Source organism: Pseudofrankia coriaricola (genome assembly GCF_001854805.1).
Lineage (GTDB): Bacteria > Actinomycetota > Actinomycetes > Frankiales > Frankiaceae > Pseudofrankia.
This window is the reverse complement of record NZ_MBLO01000080.1, coordinates 54552-72732: the sequence shown is the minus strand read 5'-3', so window position 1 is coordinate 72732 and position 18181 is coordinate 54552. Positions and strand designations below refer to the sequence as shown.

Below are 18181 nucleotides of genomic sequence, written 5' to 3'. Positions count from 1 at the left end.
GGCGCCGCAGGGCGTTGGCGTATTGGTCAGGTCCCCCAGGTTCACGTCCCAATGGTCGAACTCGACTTCAGTACCGCAGCCACCGACCGGCCGGCTGCCCTCGCCCAGCTCGACGGTGAGCGCGACCAGGTCCGCGCCATGCGAGGCAACGTCGCCTTCCGGGCCTGGGCGCTCCCGAAGGTGGAACGGCCGCCCGCCAACGCCGTTGGAAGGTTTGTCGCTCGGTGCAGCAGTGCCAGCAGGCCGCGGGCTTCCGCCGGGTCGGCCCGCTCTCGTGCCGCTCAGGAGCCGGTGGGGTCCAGGGTGAGCAGGTCGTCGAGTTCGCCGAGGGCGTCGCGCAGCCGGTCGGCGAAGGCGTGCATACCGGCAGCCACCGGGCGCGGGGTGCTCAGGTAGATGTTCAGCCGATCCGGCAGCAGCACGTAGGCGATGCCGATGCATTTCCCGCTGGTCGAGCCGAAGCCGAAGTGCTCGATGTTCGCTGACGGGGCTGAGCTGGTGCTCAGGTAATCGTCCCGCATCACCAGCCAGCCCGGCGACTCGTACAGCGGCGACGCGGTGGGCACACCGAGCTCGGCTCCCCGGCGGCGCTGGATGAAGGCAAGCTCCCACAGGTGCTGTTCGGGAGCGTCCCCGCGCTGGCACTCGCCGGCCCGCCGCACGTGGGCGTCGGCCGCCGCGCGCAGCGCCGCCCGGCGAGTGGCCGGATCGGCGGCCGGATCGTCCATCGTCGCGACGAAGGTCAGCACCTCCGGGGTGACGACTCGCATCGCCTCGGTGCGCCCGTACCGCCACTGGCGGGTGGCGATCGACTCGTATGTCGCGCCGGTCCGGCCCCTCGCCCGATAGTGCGCGAGCTGGTAGGCCAGCTGCACGAGTGCGTCCGGTGAGATCCGCAGCGTCTTGGACCGGTCAGCGCCGTGCTCGGGGAACGACAGCGTCACCGCCACGGTTTCCTCGCCGAACTCGGCGAACGACTCCGCCGCCGCCTGGACATCCGCCCGCAGCGTCGCGTCCAGGACGAAGGAGACAGGGCGCACCGCCGGGCGGCCGTGCGCTCGGGCCCCCGAGCGGGCGGACAGCTCGGCGGGCGGCGCGGCGAGCAGCTCGTCGACGAAGCTCAGAACGGTGGTGCCATCCAGCCCGCAGTGCTCGATGTTGATCCCGGCGCGGCCGTTCGGGAAGACGACGAACGAGACCGATTTGTCGTACCAGCGGCCAGCGGCGCTGCCGTACAGCAGCTGGTCGCAGGTGGCGAGGGTGTCCGGCGGGACGACATGGTCGAGACAGACGCAGAACAGCGCCCGCTCGATCTCGTCCAGCGCGGCCGCGTTCGCTGGATCGTGGGCGAGCAGCTCTGCCCGGCTCTCCGCCCACGCCGCGCGGGCCTTGGTGGTGAGGTGCCCGACCGCGACGTCGTCCGGCGCCGGCGCCGGACCGGCGGCGGCGAGGACGGCGGCAAGCCCGGCGGCGAGCTCCGGGAGGGTGTGCGGGGTGCCGTCCGGGCCGAGCACGTCCATCCGGAACATCTGGCCATGCCGGAACACCACGACGTGGCGGGCGTCCCACGGGCCCGGCCACGCGGCGCTGTACGGCACCCGGACGGTGTCCTGCCCCTGGCCGGGGATGCGGGTGGTGGAAAACAGGAACCGGTTCTGCACCATCGACTGCGGCTGGCCGCGCCGCAGCAGCGGCGGGATGCTCTCCGCGTCCAGCCGGATCTTGTAGTCGAGCGCGGCGGCGATCAGGCCCGCGGCCCGCTCGGCCTGCGGGCCACCGGGCGGTGTCGGGGTGGCGGGCGGGGGAACGGCGTCCCGGAACAGGAAGAAGAAGTTGGCGTTCAGCGCGATCCGGTCCCGCCGGCCCAGGTAGCGGGCGGGCCAGAACTCGTCGAGCCAGCTGTGCACACCGTCGCTCGCGTTGAACCGGGCCAGTTCGGCGTGCAGTGGCCGCCCCGGGCCGTCGGGCGCGAGGAAGTCGTTCACGGCCGCCTCGGTCGCGGCGAGCTGCTCGGTGGTGAGCAGCGGGGCACACCAGTCCAGAAACCGCGCGCAGCTGTCCGCAAGGTCGGGCAGCGGGACCCGAGGCAGACTTTCCTCGTTGTCGAAGGTGCGCACGGCGGGCACCGTCTCGGTCGTGGACGGGGCCGCGTTCGTGGACGGGCCTGCGTTCGTGGGCGCGGCCGCGGTCGTGGCGGCCTCGCGGCCGGTCTGGACGGTCATCCTGGTCGTCTTCCTCGTCCTGGTCGTGGAGGGTGGGCCGTGGCGACGGGTGCTGGTAGGGGCGCGGAACCGGGCGGCGGGCTCAGAGCCGGACGACGCGGGTGCGTTGTCCGGCCGGGCGGTCGAAGCCCGCGCCCCAGCCGATCATGACGCCGGGGCGTCATCCCGGCGGTTGCCGCGCCCCGCCCGTGACGTTCTCATAGCGATTGGGTGTTCAGAGGGATTCGGGCGGACGGGAGATGAACAGCTGGGCGTACAGCCATCCGTCGGCCTCCAGCCGGCGTGGATCCACCCCAACCCCCGCGAGGGTCGCCAGCACCTGGTCCCGTTCCTGCGGCGAGGCGAACCGGCGCTGCTCGAACAACCGGTCCACGGCCACCGTCTGGTAGCCAAAACCGGCAAGAGTCTCGGCAATCGGGTCGAACGGGAACATGCGCAGCGTGAAGTGAGCCATCCAGGGCAGACCCGGCCCGCCGCCGCCCGCCGCCGCGTCTGGCTCGGCAGCCGCGTCCGAGCTGGTAGCCGCCGTGACGATCCGGGTGAGAGTCCGGCCGGTGACGTAACCGAGGCAGCCGGTGGAGATGACCAGATCCACGCCGGCTAGGCGGGCCCGCTCCGGTTCCGTGGGCTCGCGGGACTCCAGGTCCGCGTGCAGCGCGTCGTCGAGAAAACCGGCGTCGAGAGCGTAGGCGAGCGCGGGACCGGACGCATCGAGACCGATCACCTCGATGTCGGTGGCGCCGCCGCGGGCCGTGGTCAGTGCCCGGTCGCTGGCCACCAGCGTCGCCCGGGTTCGCGGGTCAGCCGCGAGGCCGGTCGTCCCAGTCGCCTCGGTCGCCGTGGGCGCCGCGGTCAATTGGCCACCGACGGATCCACGGTCACGATCCTGGTGGCCGCCGCCTGGATCGCCGACGGCCCGCCCGATCTCGCCCGCGTAACGGTCGTACAGCTCGTCCATGGCGACGTCGAGTTTCAGCAGCGCCGCGTTGACGCCATAGGAGCAACCGACATCGAGCACTCGCAGCCGCCTGTCCGGGCGGCTTTCCTGGCACTCGTCGATGATTTTGGAGAAGTACGGCTTGGCCAGCTGAGGCAGCCGGTAGCCGAGTGCGCCCAGTGTACGGAAGTAGGAACGCGGGTCGGGCTGGTCGTAGACATGCCCGAGTGAAACCTTTCCAGCGGCGTCGAAATCCATGGTCGGTGCTCCTCTCGATACGCCCAGCGGCTGGGCGATCAGGGTGCGCATCGGTCCGGAATGCTCGGTCGGGACTGGGCGGGCTGGAGCGCTCGTCGGAGGCCGACGGTCAGCCGACGGTCATCGGTGGCGAGGCGCGTCCGTGTCGGCGGACCCCGGGGTGCGATGTGCACGGCGGTCAGTCGAGCAGCGCGTCCATCCGGACAGGCCGCTCGGCCGCCTCCCGGTGTTCCGGCAGCACCCGGCCGAACAGCTGCCTGGTCCGGGACAGGCTGCCGACCACGCCCGGCCGCGCACTGTAGGCAAAGATCACGCTGTGCCGCTGGACCGGGCCGGTCACCTGGCTCACCCGGTGCAGGGAGTAGCGACCGAGGAAGAGCTGGAGGTCGCCGGGCCGCAGGCGCAGCCGCCGGACGAACCTGTCGCCTCTACTGGCCAGCACGGCCGCGACGTCCTCGACGTTCTCCTCGGCCGCGGACCGGATCCCCGGGCAGTACTCGAACTCGCCGCCGTCGGCTTCCTGGGTCAGCAGACTCACCGCGAACTCGTTGGTGTCGAAATGCCAGGGATGTTCCCGCCCGGGAGCGACGATGTTAACGCACAGCCCCGCCAGCGGGTCCGCCAGTTCGTGCACTGCCGGCAGTTCGAAACAGGCCGCGACGAACGTCTGGAACGCGATGCTGGTGTAGAGCCGCTGGACGGCGTGGTCGGCTGGGATGCGGTCCCGGGCGACGAACGCGTTGCCCCGCGGCATGCTGACCCGCCCGGGATGTCCTGGCGGCAGCGGCGTCTCCGGCGCGATGTTGTACGCGTTCACCGTCTCGCCGCCGTAGTAGGCCAGCGGGGCCAGCGCGGCGCATTGGGCGCGCAGCCGTTCCAGCGCCTTCGGTCTGACGAATGCCGGAAGCACACAACATCCGGACTCGGCCAGCTCGAGCCGGACACCCCGGACGAGCTCATTCCAGGCTGTGCTGCCCGGTGGCGCGAACAGCGGGTAGAGCCCGGTGTTAACGACAGCCTCGGCCGCCGTGGCCGTCGCGACGTCGTCAATGACGCTCTCGGGCCTGGTCACGGAAATCCCTCCATCAACCGTCCACACGACGCGCCGTCCGGAAATTCAACGTCACGAAGGAACCCAGCACAGTTTTCCGGCAGGTATCCGCGGAATGTCCGGCAATGTGACATGTAACACGACGGTCATCTCACGGCCTGATCTCGGGCCTGATCCCGCCCGCGACGGCAAAAGCGCAGGTAGAACGCATCGCCGAGCGCGGGTCTGTCGCGCCGACATCGGCGGCCCGCATCTCGATGGCTCCCGCCGGTCCCAGCTCACCACCCGCTGGATCTCTCCGGCTCGTGTGGGGGCCGTGAGAGGTGCCGGCTGTGCGGGACGGGGTGTCTCGCACAGCCGACGGTGGTGTGGGTCAGCGACGGGCGAGGAGGAGCAGACGAGGAGAGCCCAGGGCGTACGGGGTGCTGTCCGGGCCGGCGTGGCGGCCGGTCACGGTGAAGCCGCCGCCCGCGGGTGGATTCGATCTGGTGCATGCCCGGCTGCTGCTGACGCATGTGCCTCGGCGGGTCGAGGCGCTTGCCTCGATGGTGCGAGCGCTGCGCCCGGGTGGCTGGCTGGTCATCGAGGACGCCGACCCCGCGTTGCAGCCGCTTGTCTGCCTGGACGAGTACGGGCCGGCGCAGGAGTTGGCGAACCGGCTGCGTCAGGGGTTCCGGACGCTGATGGCTGGTCGGGGTGCGGAGCTGGCGTTCGGGCGGACGCTGCCGCGGCTGCTGCGTGGGGCGGGGCTTGACGCGGTGCGGGCCGACGCGTTCTTCCCGGTGACGTCGCCGGCGTGCTCGGTGTTGGAGATCGCGACTGTGCAACAGATACGGGGACGTCTGCTTGCCGCGGGCCTGGCGACCGAGACGGAGATCGAGGAGCATCTCGCGAACGTTGCGAGCGGCCGCCTTGATCTCGCGACCGCGCCTTTGATCTCGGCGTGGGGCGCAAGCCGCGGTAGTCCTGGCGGCCCAGCGCGCAGCGGGCTGTCGGTGCCCTGGTCGGATGAGCGGCGCAGCATCATCGAGCTGGCGGACGCCTGCGACGTCCCGACCCGCTGGTCCTGCCGCACCGGCGTCTGCCACACCTGTGTGACGCTGCTGCTGACCGGATCCGTGCGGTACGCACCCACCCCCTGGAGCCGCCGGCCCCCGGCGAGGTGCTGATCCGCTGCTCTCACCCGGATGGCGAGATAGTGCTCGACCTGTAACCAGGGCGCTGTCGTACCCAGCGGGGCCTCCAGGGTCAGGCCGCGGTGCTGGTTCTCAGCCCGGCGAGCAGCTGGCCGTGGGCGAGCTCGCCGGAGGTGGGCTGGGTGGCCTGCCGCCAGGCGACGTGTCCGTCGGGGCGGACCAGGACCGCGCCGGCGGCCGAGACGCCGTACTGGTCGGGCCAGCCGGGTTCGCGGATCACATGGTTGACGACGGGTACGCCGAGGGCTCGCGCGGCGGTGTCGGCGGCTGTCCGCCACGATTCGCCGGGCGGCGCGGTGAGCAGGACGTGGTCACGGTCGAACAGGTCGATCGTCGATCGGCGCCCCGCCGAGGTGTCGATCCACAGGTGTGGCGCGCGGCAGCCGGGGGTGGCGCTGGGGCGGTAGTCCGCGCCGGGCGGGTCGGCGTGTGGGCTGCCATCCGCGGTGATGACCGGTGACTGGTACTGGTAGCCCATGTCGATCTGGGCGAGGCTGCGACCGGCGAAGGGCGCCGCGCCGCTGCCGAAGACCCTCGACCAGGCGGTACCGGTCTCGTCGGCGTTACGGCAGCCGACCGGTTCGCGTTCGGATCGGTAGCTGTCCAGCAGCCTCGCGGGTGCGTGGCCGTGCACGACAGAGGCGATCTTCCAGGCGAGGTTGTGGGCGTCGTGCATCGCGGTGCTCACGCCGGTGGCACCGGCGGGTGGGAACCGGTGCGCGGCGTCGCCGAGCAGGAATACCGGGCCGTCGGCGTAACGCGCCGCGCTCTGCGCGGCGGCGGTCCACCGGCTCGAGCCGACTATCTCGACCGGCAGGTCCGGCACGCCGAGCACGCCGAGCACGGCCGCCGCCGGATCGGATATGTCGCCGGTGTCCGGAACGCTGATGACCCAGCGGTGGTCGGAGTGGGTCCAGATCAGCGCCGCGTTGGTGCCGGTGAGGAAGTAGATCCCTCGCGGGTGCTCGCCGGTGTACGGCGTCAGGTCGGCCCGGAAAGCGATCATCTGCTGCCGGCCCAGGTCGTGCGGGCCGAGCATGGCGACACCGAGCCGCTCGCGTATCGCGCTGCGAGCGCCGTCGGCGGCGATCAGCCACCGGGCCCGGACGTGGCTGTGCTGCCCGGATGCCAGGTCAAGCAGGGTTGCCCGCACGCCGGCGGCGGATGTCTCGAACGACTCCAACCGGACGCCGCGGCGAAGTCGGGCGGTGTCGTAGCCGCATGCATGTTCCAGTAGCACGGACTCGAACACGTCCTGCGAGACGGACAGGCCCTCACACGGGCTGACCTCGGCCGCGACCGCGGAGGACGGGACATCTTCGCGGATGGCCGGGCCGGCAAGCCCCGTCCGCCACTGTGCACCCGGCGTGATCGGGAGCTCCACCGCGCGCAGGTCCGGCTCGACGCCGCACACCCGCATGATCTCCATTGCCCGAGCATGGACCCCGCGCGCCCTCGGCAGCGGCGACGCGGTGTCCCTCTTGTCCACCAACAGCGACTCGACGCCGTGACGGGACAGCAGCAGCGATGCGGTCAGCCCCGCCGGGCCGCCGCCCACGATCAGCGCCGGTACCTCGACCACTCCAGCAGTCATAGCTCCACACTCTTCGTCATAGCGAGACTATGATTTGTAGAGTGGTACCGTGCTCAGGTGGTTGTCAAGAAGGAAGGCCCCAGCCACCGGCAGCGCCAGGCGATGGCCACCAAGGCACAGATCGCCGCTGCCGCGCGGAACCTGTTCGCCGCGCAGGGCTACGTCGCGACCACGATCAACGCGATCGCCGAGACCGCCGACATCCCCGCACCGACGATCTACTCCGCGTTCGGCACCAAGGCCAAGATCCTGCAGGCGATCGCCTGGGGCGTGGCGGCGACCCTCGACATCGACACCAGCCACGACGAGGCGCTCGCACAGCCCGACCCGGCGCGGGGTCTGCGCCTGGCCGCGCGCATCCAGCGCCGCCAGTACGAACTCATGTACGACGTGATCGCCATCTACCAGGAAGCCGCCCGCACCGATCCGGACATCGCTCACGACCTGCAGACGATCACCGGCAACCGGGAACGTGCCTTCCACCGGCACATCGAGGCCATCGCCGCCCACCTTGCGCCCGGCGTCAGCGTCAGTAGGGCCCTCGACATCTACGTCGCCCTCGTCCTGCCCGAGATCTACCGCACCCTCGTGCTCGAACGCCGCTGGACCATCGACCAGTACGAATCCTGGCTCGCCGACACCCTCATCCACCAGCTGCTGTATCGCACCTGAGGCGTCGGCACGACGGTGCCGACCGGCACCAGAAGCCGCGACCTGGGGGGCGGGCGTGAGGAATGGAATGGAGTGGCGCTGACATGACCGGCGCTGGAGTTCTGGTCGAGGAGTCGACGGGTCCGTTCCCGGGATCGCTGGACGCCGACCTGATAGGGCGGTACGCCGCGGCCACCGGTGACCGGTCGGAGCGGACGCGGGCCGGCCTGGCGGTGCCGGCGGTCGCGATCGTGACCCAGATCTGGGTGGCGCAGGAGGCCGGCCGGGGCGCTCTGGTCAGCAAGGAGGTGCAGGCGGCCGCGTCGGGCGGGGTGCACGGCGAGCACGATGTCGTGCTGCACCGGCCGCTGGTCCCCGGCGAGCCGCTGCGGACCTGGGTGCGCGGCTTCGGGGCCCGGCCAGCGGGCCGGAACGCGCTGGTCACGCTGCGCTACTCGACGCTGGATGAGCGCGACGAGGTCGTCGCCGAGCAGTTGTGGACGACCGTCTACCTGAACACCACCTGCCGAGCGGTCGGGTCGCCCGTGCCCGACCACGCCTTTCCCGCCGACGTGCGGCGTAGCCCGGTGGGGGAGTACACGGTGACGGTGGACGCTGACATGCCGCGCCGGTACGCGGAGGTGTCGGGGGACTGGTCGGATCATCATTTCGCCGCGGCGGCCGCCCGCCGCGGCGGTTTTGACCGGCCGTTCCTGCATGGGCTGTGCACGATGGCGCTGTGCGCGCAGGAAGTCGTCGACGCGGTGGCCGGTGGCGACCCGGACCGTGTTCGGCGGGTGGCGGTGCGGTTCGCCTCACCGGCCTTCGTCGGCGAAGACCTGCGCGTCGGTGTCTACGAGGCGGGCCCGCTCAGCTATGCCTTCGAGGCGGACTCCGCCGGAAGCCCGGTCGTGACGCACGGCCGTTTGGAGCTGCGTGGCTAGGGCGGGCGACACCGTGGCCTGCCTCGCCGGGTGGACGGGAGTCGGCCATCGGATCGGTGAGGAACTAACGCGCCGTGACCTGGCGGTCGCGGCCTCACCTCGGCCGGTGCGACAGCGCCGCCTCGGTTCAGTCATTACCGAGCGAAGCGAGATGACAGCGGACTAAGGTGCCTGACTGGATCTGATCGTCCAAAAAAAAGGGGGGTGGACGTACGTGTTCGGTCTCGAGCTGCAGGCATCCAAGAACGTGTTCGTCAAGGGGGTGCAGGACCGCGAGGTCGCGTACCGTCACGGCAGCAAACTCCTCACGCTGGAAGGCGACGAGACACTCAGCGGCGCGCTGTCCGAGCTGGAGTTCGTCACCGCCCCGGTCAACTCGCTCGCCAGGATTCGGGAGGCGGTCGGCTTCGCGAGGGACGTCGCCGCCGAGCTGGCGAGACTGTCGCCAGCCACCTGGGGCAAGCTGACGTTCGAGAAGGGCGACACGTTCGTCGGCGGTATTTGGGAGCGGGACTGCACGCTCCAGATCAACGACAGGACGTTCGTCGCGAAGCCGCAGGGCACGGTGGGCGTCCCACTGGCCAAGCTCAGAAGTTTCGTCGAGGAGGTTCTCCACAGCGAGGGCGCGGCCGGGGCGAAATATCTCGAGAGCCTGGCCGAAATACGTGCGAAGAGCGGGCTCGTCTTCGACCAGGAAAACCCGGAGCTGACCGGCTTCCTGACCGCGTGCCACATCTTTCTGCTGGCCGCTGTCTGGAACTTCTCGCCCGACCGCGCCGTCGCCCCCGACGGGACACCGTTGATCGCCAAGGACGGCGACTTCTTCCGAGTGTTCACGTTCAAGGACAGCGCACATCTCAGAACATTCGAACATCTCCCCCCTGGCTCCAAGGTGAAGGAGTTCTCCTTCTATAAGGCTGACAGCGGCCACTGCCGTGTGCTCGTCAACCGCGACTCGCCGAAGTCGTCGTTCACGCTGCTGCATCGGACCGACTTCCACGCCATGTTCGACGCTCTCCCGGAAGACCAGAAGGCCCGCCTCCGGACGCAGCCGGGTCATATTCCCCCCGCCCTGTGGCCGACGGACTGGCCCGACAGGTTCCTGTTCCCATTCGCGTACCGGGCGGACCCGCCCGACCCCCAGATGGTGATCCCGGAATACGCCGCCGGCGGCTGGCCCAAAGACGGGGTGACTCGGCAGGAAACATGGCAGCTCATCGAGCACGGTCCAACGATCAGCGCGTGGTGGGACAGTGTCCTCAACGGGCGGTCGGCGCCAGGGCAGCAACCCGATGAGCCAAGGATCCGGAAGGACCTCGCCTCGCCGCCCCCTGGGCTGCGAGGCCGGCGGCCGGACAGGATCGCCGACTTTCCGGGCGATGATGAGAACAAGCGGGAGTACTACGGCATGGGCGCCTTCCCGATGGACCGGAAGGACGGCCCGAAGCCGCTGGCCGTCTTCGAGCTGCGGGCCTTCGCCGACCACCAGGAGGTGATGGCCCTCGGCCCGCCAACCCTGGACACGTGGGTCCGCATCGCGGAGATCTTCCAAACGAAGTTCGTGCCCAAGGCCTGACGCCACGCTCGGCGGCCACCTTCACCGGAATTTCCCGCCTGGCGGACCGTTCGCTACCGGTTCTGGCGCCCCTGCGTCACAGGGGCGCCAGTCCCAGGTAGCTGTGAAGGACTGACATCAGTCAAGACATCAACCGATACGGACTGCCTTGGCGCAGGTTCCGGTGCCTCATGGCGATCCCTTCTGGCCCGCGGCGCGCAGCGCCCGGACCTGGGCGAGCGGGTGGAACTCCTGGTTCTCACCCCAGCCCTGTCGCCCGTCCCAGCGCCAGTCGGTGAGAGTCCAGTAGGCGAGTCGGCCCGGCCAGCCGAACCAACGCAGGACTGTCCGGATCTCCCCGATCGCCCGCAGCTCGCGTCCATGCTCGTCGACGGCGTCCAGCACGACACGGGCCGGCGCGTCCCCGCGTCGCTCGAGTACGCGTCGGCTTCCACTAACAAGATCGCCAAGGATTCCGTCGCGGAACAGGTAGCCGTTGCGGACGGACTCGACCCCGGGTTCGTCGGTGGCGAGAGTGATCGCGTGCCAGTGCGAGTCGGGCGACGTGATGGCCCAGAGATAGTCGCCAGGCCGCGTGGCGCCCGGGCGGTGCGGCCCCCAGGTCCGGTCTCGCAGGGAGAAGCAGCCGACGTCGATGCGCTCGCCGTGCAGGACTAGTGACCCGGTGCACCGGCCGGGCTGGTCGAAGTGCCGGGCCCCGCTCGCGATCGACAGAGGATCGCTGCGGATCTCGTGTGGCTCCATGAGCGCCGTCCACTCGAGGTCGAGCTCGAGGCCGAGGTTCGAGTAGGACAGCCGGTAGCGCCGCATCGGGTCGAGGACCTCGTGGCGGAGGCTGTTCGGCAGCTCGACATGTGTGGAGTCGAGGTGCTCGACTGTCGGTTGGAGCCATCGCCAGTCGTAGAAGAGACAGTCGTAGGTCTCTTCGCCGCTGGGGTCCCATACCGCTGGGCCACCGCCCGGGACACCGGTGCGCGGGTCGTAGAAGAAGTAGACGAACCCGATCAGGTTCCGCTCCGGAACCGAGAAATGGAACCACGCGCTTTCGCGCCAGTATGGGTCCGCACCGTGATGGAAGGCTTCGTCGCCGGCATCAAGACCCACAGGTTGCTCCGATGGTCGTGTCATGCGGCCACTCGATGTCCAGCCGCAGCCGGGTCAGGGTTAGCGTGGCGATTCGCCAGCAGCCCCTCTCCTTGCGGTAGGTCTCGTGGTAGTGGCCGCGGCCCAGGATGCTTTTCCAGCCCTCGCGCGGGTGCCGGTCGGCCCATTCGATGACGTCCTGCATGGCCCACACGCCGGTGGCGTGCCGCTCGTCGAGGATCTCGATCTCCCCGGTGAAGCCCTGGTGGCACGACACAGCGGCTGTGAGGCTGGATCGGAGGCTCGCGGCGTAGTTCGCGCCACCCTCCATCCACACGTCACCGCGCGGGGTGATGACCTTCATGTCGTCCGTGAACACGGACGACAGGTCGTCCCAGAGCTTGGAGTCCATGCAGCGGAAGTAGCGGGCCTTGAGGTTGCGGATCTCCTCGATCGCCTCCAGCCGGTCGATCCTGTCCATACACGGCCTCCTCGCTGAGCACGGACTCCACCGGCCACGCCCTCACAGGAAAGTACACGTTCACTCTCTAGCGATCCATCCGGCGTCAGCGATCCAGCCGGTGTCGCCGACGGCCGTCGCCGGTGACAGATGACCCCGTGACTCCGCACTTGCGTATGACTGCTCTCTGTCCGAAATCGGCTATAGCTCCTCGGGCACGTTGGCGGAACGCGTGAGCCGGCGAAGGAAACCTGACGGGGCGCCCCTTGGCGAACACAAATCCCCGGTTCACCGGCCGCCGTCATGCCCGGCAGCGCCCGCGCTCTGGCGCGGCCAGGCGATGGGGATGCGTTCGAGGATGCCGTCGGTGAAGGTGCTGTAGAGGCCGAGCGGTTCCAGGTGGACGTAGCCGATGTGGCAGTCGCACACGTCCAGGGGGCACAGCCGGGGGCGCAGTGCCACGCCGAACGAGCCGTCGTAGAGGTTCCCCAGGACCGTCGGGACGAAATGGCAGCGCCGGACTGTGCCCTCGCCGTCCACGGACACGACGGTCTCCCCGGTCCGGCAGGGCAGGCCACGGCTGGGATGTGGCACGCGGCTGTAGGCGAAGAGCGGGTCGATCTCCGCCCAGTGGGCGGCCTCGGCGTCGGTGTAGGCGCGGCCCTCGGCCGCGTTCACCCACAGGTAAATGTCGGCGGGGAGGTCGGCGCGCAGCTGGCGCGCGGCGTCCAGGTGCTCGGGCTGCCCCACGCGCCGACGCTGTAGCGCACCCCACGTCCGGCCAGGTCAAGGCATCTGCCGAGGAAACGCTCGTACGGCACCTGGCTCGGGTGGTAGGTGCCCCACAACGCGAGCCGGGACAGATCCGCGCCGGCCGTCCAGTCGACGCGATGGCTGAGGTTGGTCTGGATCGCGACGCGTTCGACGTGTGGCAGGCGGCTGAGCTCCACCAGCGCACGCCGGTACCAGGAGCGGGCGAGGCCCTCACCCCAGGGGGGAGCAGCACCGAGACGCAGCCGAGGGCGGCGATCGCCTTCTGGCCAGCCTCGGAGGAGGTGTAGGTCAGGAACGATTTGACCAATGCGGTCTGGGCGGAGTCCAGGCCCCTGGTGCGGACGATCTCGTGGCTCACGAGGTAGATCGGGTAGGCGCCGGCGGTGGTGGCGGTATAGCTGTACGTCAGCAGGAGGTCGCCGCCGGTTCCGGCGAGCGTGGCGGAGCTGAGGCCCTTCGTCGCGCCGTCAAGCCGCGCACCGTCCTTGCCGTCGTCCGGCCTGACGGCTTCCTGGCGGAGTCAGGGTCGGCGCATCTGGTAGGTCCGCACCGACCTCGGGTCGATCAGGTCGAGTGTCTGGCCCGCCGGGTAGAGAACCGCGTTGAAGACGCCGGCGCAGAACGAGCCGCCGGCCTGGCGGCCAGGCAGGCCGGAACCGATCGGCTCAGCGGTGCCGGTCTTGGTCGTGAAGGTCAGCTGGTAGGCGTCTGCCGTGACGGTTCCTGAGCAGGACTGTCGGATTCCGTTTCGATGGTTCCCGACCATGACGTAGTCCGCACCGGTGAGATGCCACCGCGCGCCGTCGATCGTCAACTGGTAGTCGGCGCGGCTGCCCGCCAGCGTGTAGCGGTTCACCCAGGGGCCCGCGGCCCGGGCCACCAACTGGGACGGCGGGTCCTGTGTCTCGGCCGTCCGGCCACCGGGAACGAGCAGCACGCTGATGGTCACCGCGGTCGCCAGGGCCGCGGCGCCGGCCGCGGCCGTCAACGCCCGCCAGCCCCGCCCGCGGGTGGCCGGCGTCTCTGGCGGTGCGGGCGGACCAGCCAGGTCCGCCGGCGGGGGTTGCGGCACAAACCAATCCGTCGTCGCGCCCTGCGCACTCCAGGGCGACGGCGTGGTTGTCGCCGGGGTGGCGGGCGGCCCCGTGGCCCGAACCACGGTGGCCAGCATGGGCTCGCCGCATGGGAACCGCTCGCTCACGATGTCGCGCCTGCTGTCCATGGGCGCCCCCATGCCTGACTTCGGCTGATCAGGAACAGCGCGCACTCTAGCCCGCGGCGGGCCTAGGTGTCTCGGTTTCGTCATCGCGCGGAAACCTGCACGAAGCAATGTGATGGAGCGCTCGCTCGCGGCGCGTCGACCCGGCCTCGACGGCGGGGGCCTAATGATCGCGAAAAGGCTGTCGTAGCATCCTGCGATCCCGTTGCCGCCATGGCGCTAACTGCCGAGACTGGGGTGAATGCGATGAGGAGCCAGTGGTCGTTCGAGGTGACCAGCCTCGTTCTCGCGCCCGCGGATATGGTCTGGCGGCGGATCGTGACGCCCGAGGGCATCAACGACGAGATGCGTCCCTGGATGACGATGTCGCTGCCCCGCGGCGTGGGTGAGGTCTCCATCGAGACGATCCGTGTCGGGGTGCCCGTCGGCCGCGCGTGGCTGCGGCTCTTCGGCGTCCTACCGTTCGACTACGACCGGCTGACACTCACCGAGCTCGAGCCGGGCCGCCGGTTCCACGAGGTATCCACCATGCTCAGCATGCGGCGATGGGTCCACGACCGCACCGTCGAGGCCACAACCGACCGCACGGCTGTCGTCACCGACCGGGTCACTCTGGAACCGCGCGTCATCCTGCGGCTCGCGGGCCCCCTGCTCCAGGTCCTGCTCCGTGCCTTCTTCGGACACCGCCATCGCCGGCTACGGCGCCACTTCGAACGGTGACGTCCGGACTCGTAGTCCTCCGGTCGTGGGTTCGAGCCCCACACGCCCCACACTTACACTCTGTAGTTCTTGCAGGTCGCCGCCCCCAAGTCGATCAGGGACGGCGACCTTTGATCGTTTCTGGCAGCCACGCTGGCAGCCACACGTTTGGATCAGGCTGCGGGCGTGGCGTCGTCCCCGTCGACAGGGTGGCTGGCGGGAGCGACTTCGATGACGGAGCCGATGTCGACAGCCGGCCGACCTTCATGCATCAGGATCACGTCGCCGATGATCAGGTGTCTCCATAGGTGCGGACTCAGCGGAGCGAGCCGGACCGCGGCGTTTTCTCCAGGCGCGAGCGTGGGCGCGTACTCCACCCAAAGTAGGGCGACGGCCAGGGAGGCCTTGCCAGACCCGTGACGAAGCCCGATGTCCCAGGGCTGACCCAGAGGGCGCCGAAGAAGTTGGGGTCTAGTTGAGCGCGGGCCTCGGCTTCGGTGAACTCCTCCACCATCCCGGCGAACAACACCCCGGCATTGTTCACGACGATGTCGAGCCGGCCGAAGTGCCCGACCGCCTGGCCGACGACGGCGAAGACCGCCGAGCGGTCCGTGACGTCGAGGCGCAGGGCCAGCAGGCGGCCCTGCGCAGGGCCAGCAGGCGGCCCGGGTGCCGGGCGGCGAGGTCGTCGAGCGGCGAGATATCGCGGGCCGCGCCGACGACCCGGTCGCCGGCGGCGAGTGCGGCTGCGGTGAAGGTCGGCGAGGACGAGGTCGGTGTCGAGACTGGCGTGGGTATCGGTGCGGAGCTGGGCGACGAGTCGGCGGGCGGTGGGCGCGCCGCCGGGCGGAATCGTGATTTTCACAGTCCAGCTGCGGGCCGGATGACGGGATTGCGGTGGAAACGAGAAGTTTCCTCGCGCGGCTTGCCCGCCGTGGCGCGCGGTCCGAATACTGAGGCCACATGAGCCAAGCACCTGTTGGCGATACGCAGCACAGCTTGCGGATCGCTTGGCGCTGACCCTGTTTTCTCTCGTCTCACCTAGGAGACACTCTTGGCCATCACACGGCCCAAACGGTTCGCCGCAGCAGTGTCCGGCACCACCGCAGTCATTCTGGCGCTCTCCGCGTGCGCCTCCTCCAGCACGGTTGGCACCGACGAAACGACCACCAGCGCAAGCCACCAGGCCAGCATCGAACTGCCCGATGAATACCAGGGTCGGCGCCTCGCCGCGACCGTGCTCTCGAACTACGCGCCGCTCGGATTTCTCGACGAAGACGGCGAGCTCGACGGACTCGACAAGGATTTCGCGGAAGCGATCGGCCAGAAGATCGGCGTGGAGGTCGAGGCTATTCCGAACGCCTGGGAGAACGGACTGCTCGGTATCGAGGGCGGCAAATACGATTGGACCGGGTCGGCCGCGATTACCGCAGAGCGACTCGAGAAGTTCGACATGACGTCGTACTTCACCACCGGCGACGCCCTCGTCGTGCTCGCTGACAGCCCAGAGCTCAGCGACGAGATGACCGACCTATGCGGCCTGTCGATCGGGTCGCTCACCGGCGACCGACTTATCGACGAACTGGAGAAGGGTTCCGCGGAATGCCAGGCGGCGGGTGAGCCGGCCATCGACGTCCAGAGCTATCCGTCGATCAGCGACGCCCAGCTCGCGACGAAGTCGGGCAACCTCGATGGCTGGTTCACCGGCAAGATCTACGCCGCCTACTCCGAACAGCTCGAGCCTGGCGTGTGGAAGGTCACTGGCCCGCAGCCCCGCAGCCGCGTCGTCGATGGATTCATCACCCGCAAGGGAAGCGGCATGGCCGAGGTTCTCGCGCAGGCCGTCAACGAGCTGATCGAAGACGGAACATACCAGGCTATCCTCGCGAAGTGGGGCATCGGCGGGCAGGCGCTCGAGGTCTCGGAAGTTAATCCCACCGAAGACGTCATCGAGTGACCCGGCACCCGGTAGAGATCCCGCACGCCGATGACATGACGCCCGGCATCGTGGATCTCACAGTCCAGCCGCGAACCACCTGCCAGGTATGCGGTGGAAAACGAGAAGGTGCCCACACTGGCTCGGCGTCCGTAACCCTCTCTGTCACGCTGGTCTAAGACGGGACGGTCAAGCCATCGAGTGTGGGAGTGGGGCGAGATGCGGATCAGGGTCTTGTGATTTTGACCACGACTGAGGGAAGACCGTCTCGGACCTGCTGGCCGATCTGTATATCACGCCGTCGCGGTCGCATCCGAAGCTGTCGAACGACAATACCTACTCCGAAGCGGCGTTTAAAACTCTGAAGTATTGTCCCGCATTCCCGGGCTCGTTCACGGGCATCGACACCTCCCGGTGTTCGCCGCCGCGTTCCTCGGCTACTACAACACCGAGCACAGGCATTCAGGAATCGTCCTGTACACGCTGGGGTCGGTCCACGACGGGATCTGGAAATACGTCCGGGACGGCCGCCAGCTCGTGCTGGACGCGGCGTATGCCCACCCGCCCCACAGACCCACCGACTCAACCCAGGAGGACATCGTGTTCATCACCTTCCCCAAGCGGCGCGTCGCCGTTTTGTTGGGCGCTGTGACGCTCACCCTGGCGCTCTCCGCGTGCGCATCCGGTTCCTCGGCCGACACCGAGGCGACGACCACCATCCGTCCCGCACCGAGCGATATCGAACTGCCCGAGGAGTACGAGGGCCGCACGCTCAACTCGACCGTGCTCTCGAAATTCGCGCCGCTCAGCTTCCAGGACGACGGCGGCGAGCTCACGGGCCTCGACTACGACCTCGCAATGGCCATCGGCGAGAAGCTCGGCGTTAAGGTGAATACCGATGCCAACAGCTTCGAGAACGAACTTCTCGGTGTCGAAAGCGGCAAGTACGACTGGACCGGTGCGGCCGCGATCACCGCGGAGCGACTCGAGAAGTTCGACATGACCTCGTACCTGACCACCGGCGACGCCCTCGTGGTGCCCGTCGAAAGCCGTGACATCGGCGACGAGCTCACCGACCTCTGCGGGATGTCCATAGGCATGCTGACCGGCGACCGCCTTGTCGCCGTCCTGGAGGACGGATCTGCGGACTGCCGGGCGGCGGGCCACCCGGCCATCGACATCCAGACCTACCCGTCGATCAGCGACGCCCAGCTCGCGACCAAGTCGGGCAACATCGACGCCTGGTACACCGGCAAGATCTACGCCGCCTACACCATGGAGCAGTCCCCTGGCGTGTGGAAGGTTACTGGTCCGCAGCCGCGGAGCCGTGTGGTCTCCGGCATCGTCACTCGCAAGGGAAGCGGCATGGCCGAGGCTCTCGCGAAGGCCGTCAACGAGCTGATCGAAGACGGAACATACCAGGAGATCTTGGCGAAGTGGGGCCTCGAGGAACAAGGCGTCGAGCGCTCTGAAGTCAACCCTGAGATCGAGAGCGAGTGACCCCAATGGACGCGGCGACAAGTGCTCTCATGGCCGGCGACACGAAAATCGGCAACAGGGTTCCGACAGCCGAGGACCTGC

17 protein-coding genes are annotated in these 18181 nt (G+C 69.1%); 7 read left to right on the top strand and 10 right to left on the bottom strand.

All coding sequences use genetic code 11. From position 1 onward, the window contains the following. Positions 1–281 precede the first annotated feature (281 nt). The 3 genes from BCD48_RS14045 to BCD48_RS14035 all read right to left on the bottom strand — a co-directional run bounded on the left by BCD48_RS14045 (position 282) and on the right by BCD48_RS14035 (position 4489). Positions 282–2222 carry a choline/carnitine O-acyltransferase gene (locus BCD48_RS14045; protein ID WP_083418607.1) on the bottom strand — a complete coding sequence of 647 codons (1941 nt, stop codon included), beginning with the start codon at positions 2220–2222 and terminating at the stop codon, positions 282–284. Between the two features lie 214 nt (positions 2223–2436). Then, on the bottom strand, positions 2437–3417 hold the full coding sequence (locus BCD48_RS53545; protein WP_241841718.1) for a class I SAM-dependent methyltransferase: 981 nt from the start codon (positions 3415–3417) through the stop codon (positions 2437–2439). A gap of 178 nt (positions 3418–3595) precedes the next feature. Next, the gene (locus tag BCD48_RS14035) at positions 3596–4489 is read right to left on the bottom strand and encodes a HalD/BesD family halogenase (RefSeq protein ID WP_071048802.1); all 894 of its coding nucleotides are present in this window, start codon (positions 4487–4489) and stop codon (positions 3596–3598) included. Positions 4490–4890: 401 nt separating this feature from the next. On the opposite strand from BCD48_RS14035, the gene BCD48_RS14030 reads away from it, so the two are divergent. Beyond that, on the top strand, positions 4891–5637 hold the full coding sequence (locus BCD48_RS14030; RefSeq protein ID WP_241841717.1) for a methyltransferase domain-containing protein: 747 nt from the start codon (positions 4891–4893) through the stop codon (positions 5635–5637). Positions 5638–5716: 79 nt separating this feature from the next. On the opposite strand, the gene BCD48_RS14025 is transcribed toward BCD48_RS14030, so the two are convergent. Further along, positions 5717–7258: an FAD-dependent monooxygenase gene (locus BCD48_RS14025; RefSeq protein WP_083418606.1), complete on the bottom strand. Its 1542-nt coding sequence runs from the start codon at positions 7256–7258 to the stop codon at positions 5717–5719. 57 nt (positions 7259–7315) lie between these two features. On the opposite strand from BCD48_RS14025, the gene BCD48_RS14020 reads away from it, so the two are divergent. The 3 genes from BCD48_RS14020 (at position 7316) to BCD48_RS14010 (ending at position 10429) form a co-directional block, all read left to right on the top strand. Beyond that, positions 7316–7930 carry a TetR/AcrR family transcriptional regulator gene (locus BCD48_RS14020; RefSeq protein WP_071048801.1) on the top strand — a complete coding sequence of 205 codons (615 nt, stop codon included), beginning with the start codon at positions 7316–7318 and terminating at the stop codon, positions 7928–7930. An 83-nt stretch (positions 7931–8013) separates the two neighbouring features. Beyond that, complete coding sequence (locus BCD48_RS14015; protein WP_071048800.1) at positions 8014–8853, top strand: MaoC/PaaZ C-terminal domain-containing protein; 840 nt, start codon at positions 8014–8016, stop codon at positions 8851–8853. A gap of 214 nt (positions 8854–9067) precedes the next feature. Then, positions 9068–10429, top strand: a complete 1362-nt coding sequence (locus BCD48_RS14010) for a hypothetical protein (protein WP_071048799.1) — start codon at positions 9068–9070, stop codon at positions 10427–10429. 168 nt (positions 10430–10597) lie between these two features. Here the strand turns inward: BCD48_RS14010 and BCD48_RS14005 are convergent, their stop codons facing one another. The 5 genes from BCD48_RS14005 to BCD48_RS13990 all read right to left on the bottom strand — a co-directional run bounded on the left by BCD48_RS14005 (position 10598) and on the right by BCD48_RS13990 (position 13818). Next, positions 10598–11533, bottom strand: a complete 936-nt coding sequence (locus BCD48_RS14005; RefSeq protein WP_083418604.1) for a DUF7064 domain-containing protein — start codon at positions 11531–11533, stop codon at positions 10598–10600. Continuing rightward, positions 11523–11993 (bottom strand): nuclear transport factor 2 family protein, encoded by a 471-nt coding sequence (locus BCD48_RS14000; RefSeq protein ID WP_071048797.1) that lies wholly within the window; start codon positions 11991–11993, stop codon positions 11523–11525. The genes BCD48_RS14005 and BCD48_RS14000 overlap by 11 nt, the downstream gene beginning before the upstream one ends. Positions 11994–12260: 267 nt before the next feature. Continuing rightward, positions 12261–12722, bottom strand: a complete 462-nt coding sequence (locus BCD48_RS13995) for a hypothetical protein (RefSeq protein WP_241841716.1) — start codon at positions 12720–12722, stop codon at positions 12261–12263. Continuing rightward, a complete protein-coding gene (locus BCD48_RS56595; RefSeq protein ID WP_241841715.1) occupies positions 12647–12922 on the bottom strand; it encodes a hypothetical protein in 276 nt (91 codons plus the stop codon). Before BCD48_RS56595 ends, BCD48_RS13995 begins: the two co-directional genes overlap by 76 nt. Before the next feature lie 344 nt (positions 12923–13266). Continuing rightward, on the bottom strand, positions 13267–13818 hold the full coding sequence (locus BCD48_RS13990) for a hypothetical protein (RefSeq protein WP_131803985.1): 552 nt from the start codon (positions 13816–13818) through the stop codon (positions 13267–13269). 393 nt (positions 13819–14211) lie between these two features. Here BCD48_RS13990 and BCD48_RS13980 point away from each other — a divergent pair, with 393 nt between their 5' ends. Then, positions 14212–14685, top strand: a complete 474-nt coding sequence (locus BCD48_RS13980) for an Rv1443c family protein (protein ID WP_071048794.1) — start codon at positions 14212–14214, stop codon at positions 14683–14685. A 295-nt stretch (positions 14686–14980) separates the two neighbouring features. Here the strand turns inward: BCD48_RS13980 and BCD48_RS13975 are convergent, their stop codons facing one another. Beyond that, positions 14981–15529 (bottom strand): SDR family NAD(P)-dependent oxidoreductase, encoded by a 549-nt coding sequence (locus BCD48_RS13975; protein WP_071048793.1) that lies wholly within the window; start codon positions 15527–15529, stop codon positions 14981–14983. 189 nt (positions 15530–15718) lie between these two features. On the opposite strand from BCD48_RS13975, the gene BCD48_RS13970 reads away from it, so the two are divergent. Together BCD48_RS13970 and BCD48_RS13965 are read left to right on the top strand one after the other, a co-directional pair. Continuing rightward, positions 15719–16621, top strand: coding sequence for a transporter substrate-binding domain-containing protein (locus BCD48_RS13970; RefSeq protein ID WP_083418603.1), 903 nt, complete (start codon positions 15719–15721; stop codon positions 16619–16621). A gap of 393 nt (positions 16622–17014) precedes the next feature. Then, positions 17015–18100, top strand: a complete 1086-nt coding sequence (locus tag BCD48_RS13965) for an ABC transporter substrate-binding protein (protein WP_071048791.1) — start codon at positions 17015–17017, stop codon at positions 18098–18100. Positions 18101–18181 lie beyond the last annotated feature (81 nt).

What these genes read in the sequence shown, in the direction of transcription:
- BCD48_RS14045 (WP_083418607.1), bottom strand. Translation starts at nt 2,222, where the DNA reads ATGACCGTCCAGACCGGCCGCGAGGCCGCCACGACCGCGGCCGCGCCC.
- BCD48_RS53545 (WP_241841718.1), bottom strand. Translation starts at nt 3,417, where the DNA reads ATGGATTTCGACGCCGCTGGAAAGGTTTCACTCGGGCATGTCTACGAC.
- BCD48_RS14025 (WP_083418606.1), bottom strand. Translation starts at nt 7,258, where the DNA reads ATGACTGCTGGAGTGGTCGAGGTACCGGCGCTGATCGTGGGCGGCGGC.
- BCD48_RS14015 (WP_071048800.1), top strand. Translation starts at nt 8,014, where the DNA reads ATGACCGGCGCTGGAGTTCTGGTCGAGGAGTCGACGGGTCCGTTCCCG.
- BCD48_RS14000 (WP_071048797.1), bottom strand. Translation starts at nt 11,993, where the DNA reads ATGGACAGGATCGACCGGCTGGAGGCGATCGAGGAGATCCGCAACCTC.
- BCD48_RS13980 (WP_071048794.1), top strand. Translation starts at nt 14,212, where the DNA reads ATGAGGAGCCAGTGGTCGTTCGAGGTGACCAGCCTCGTTCTCGCGCCC.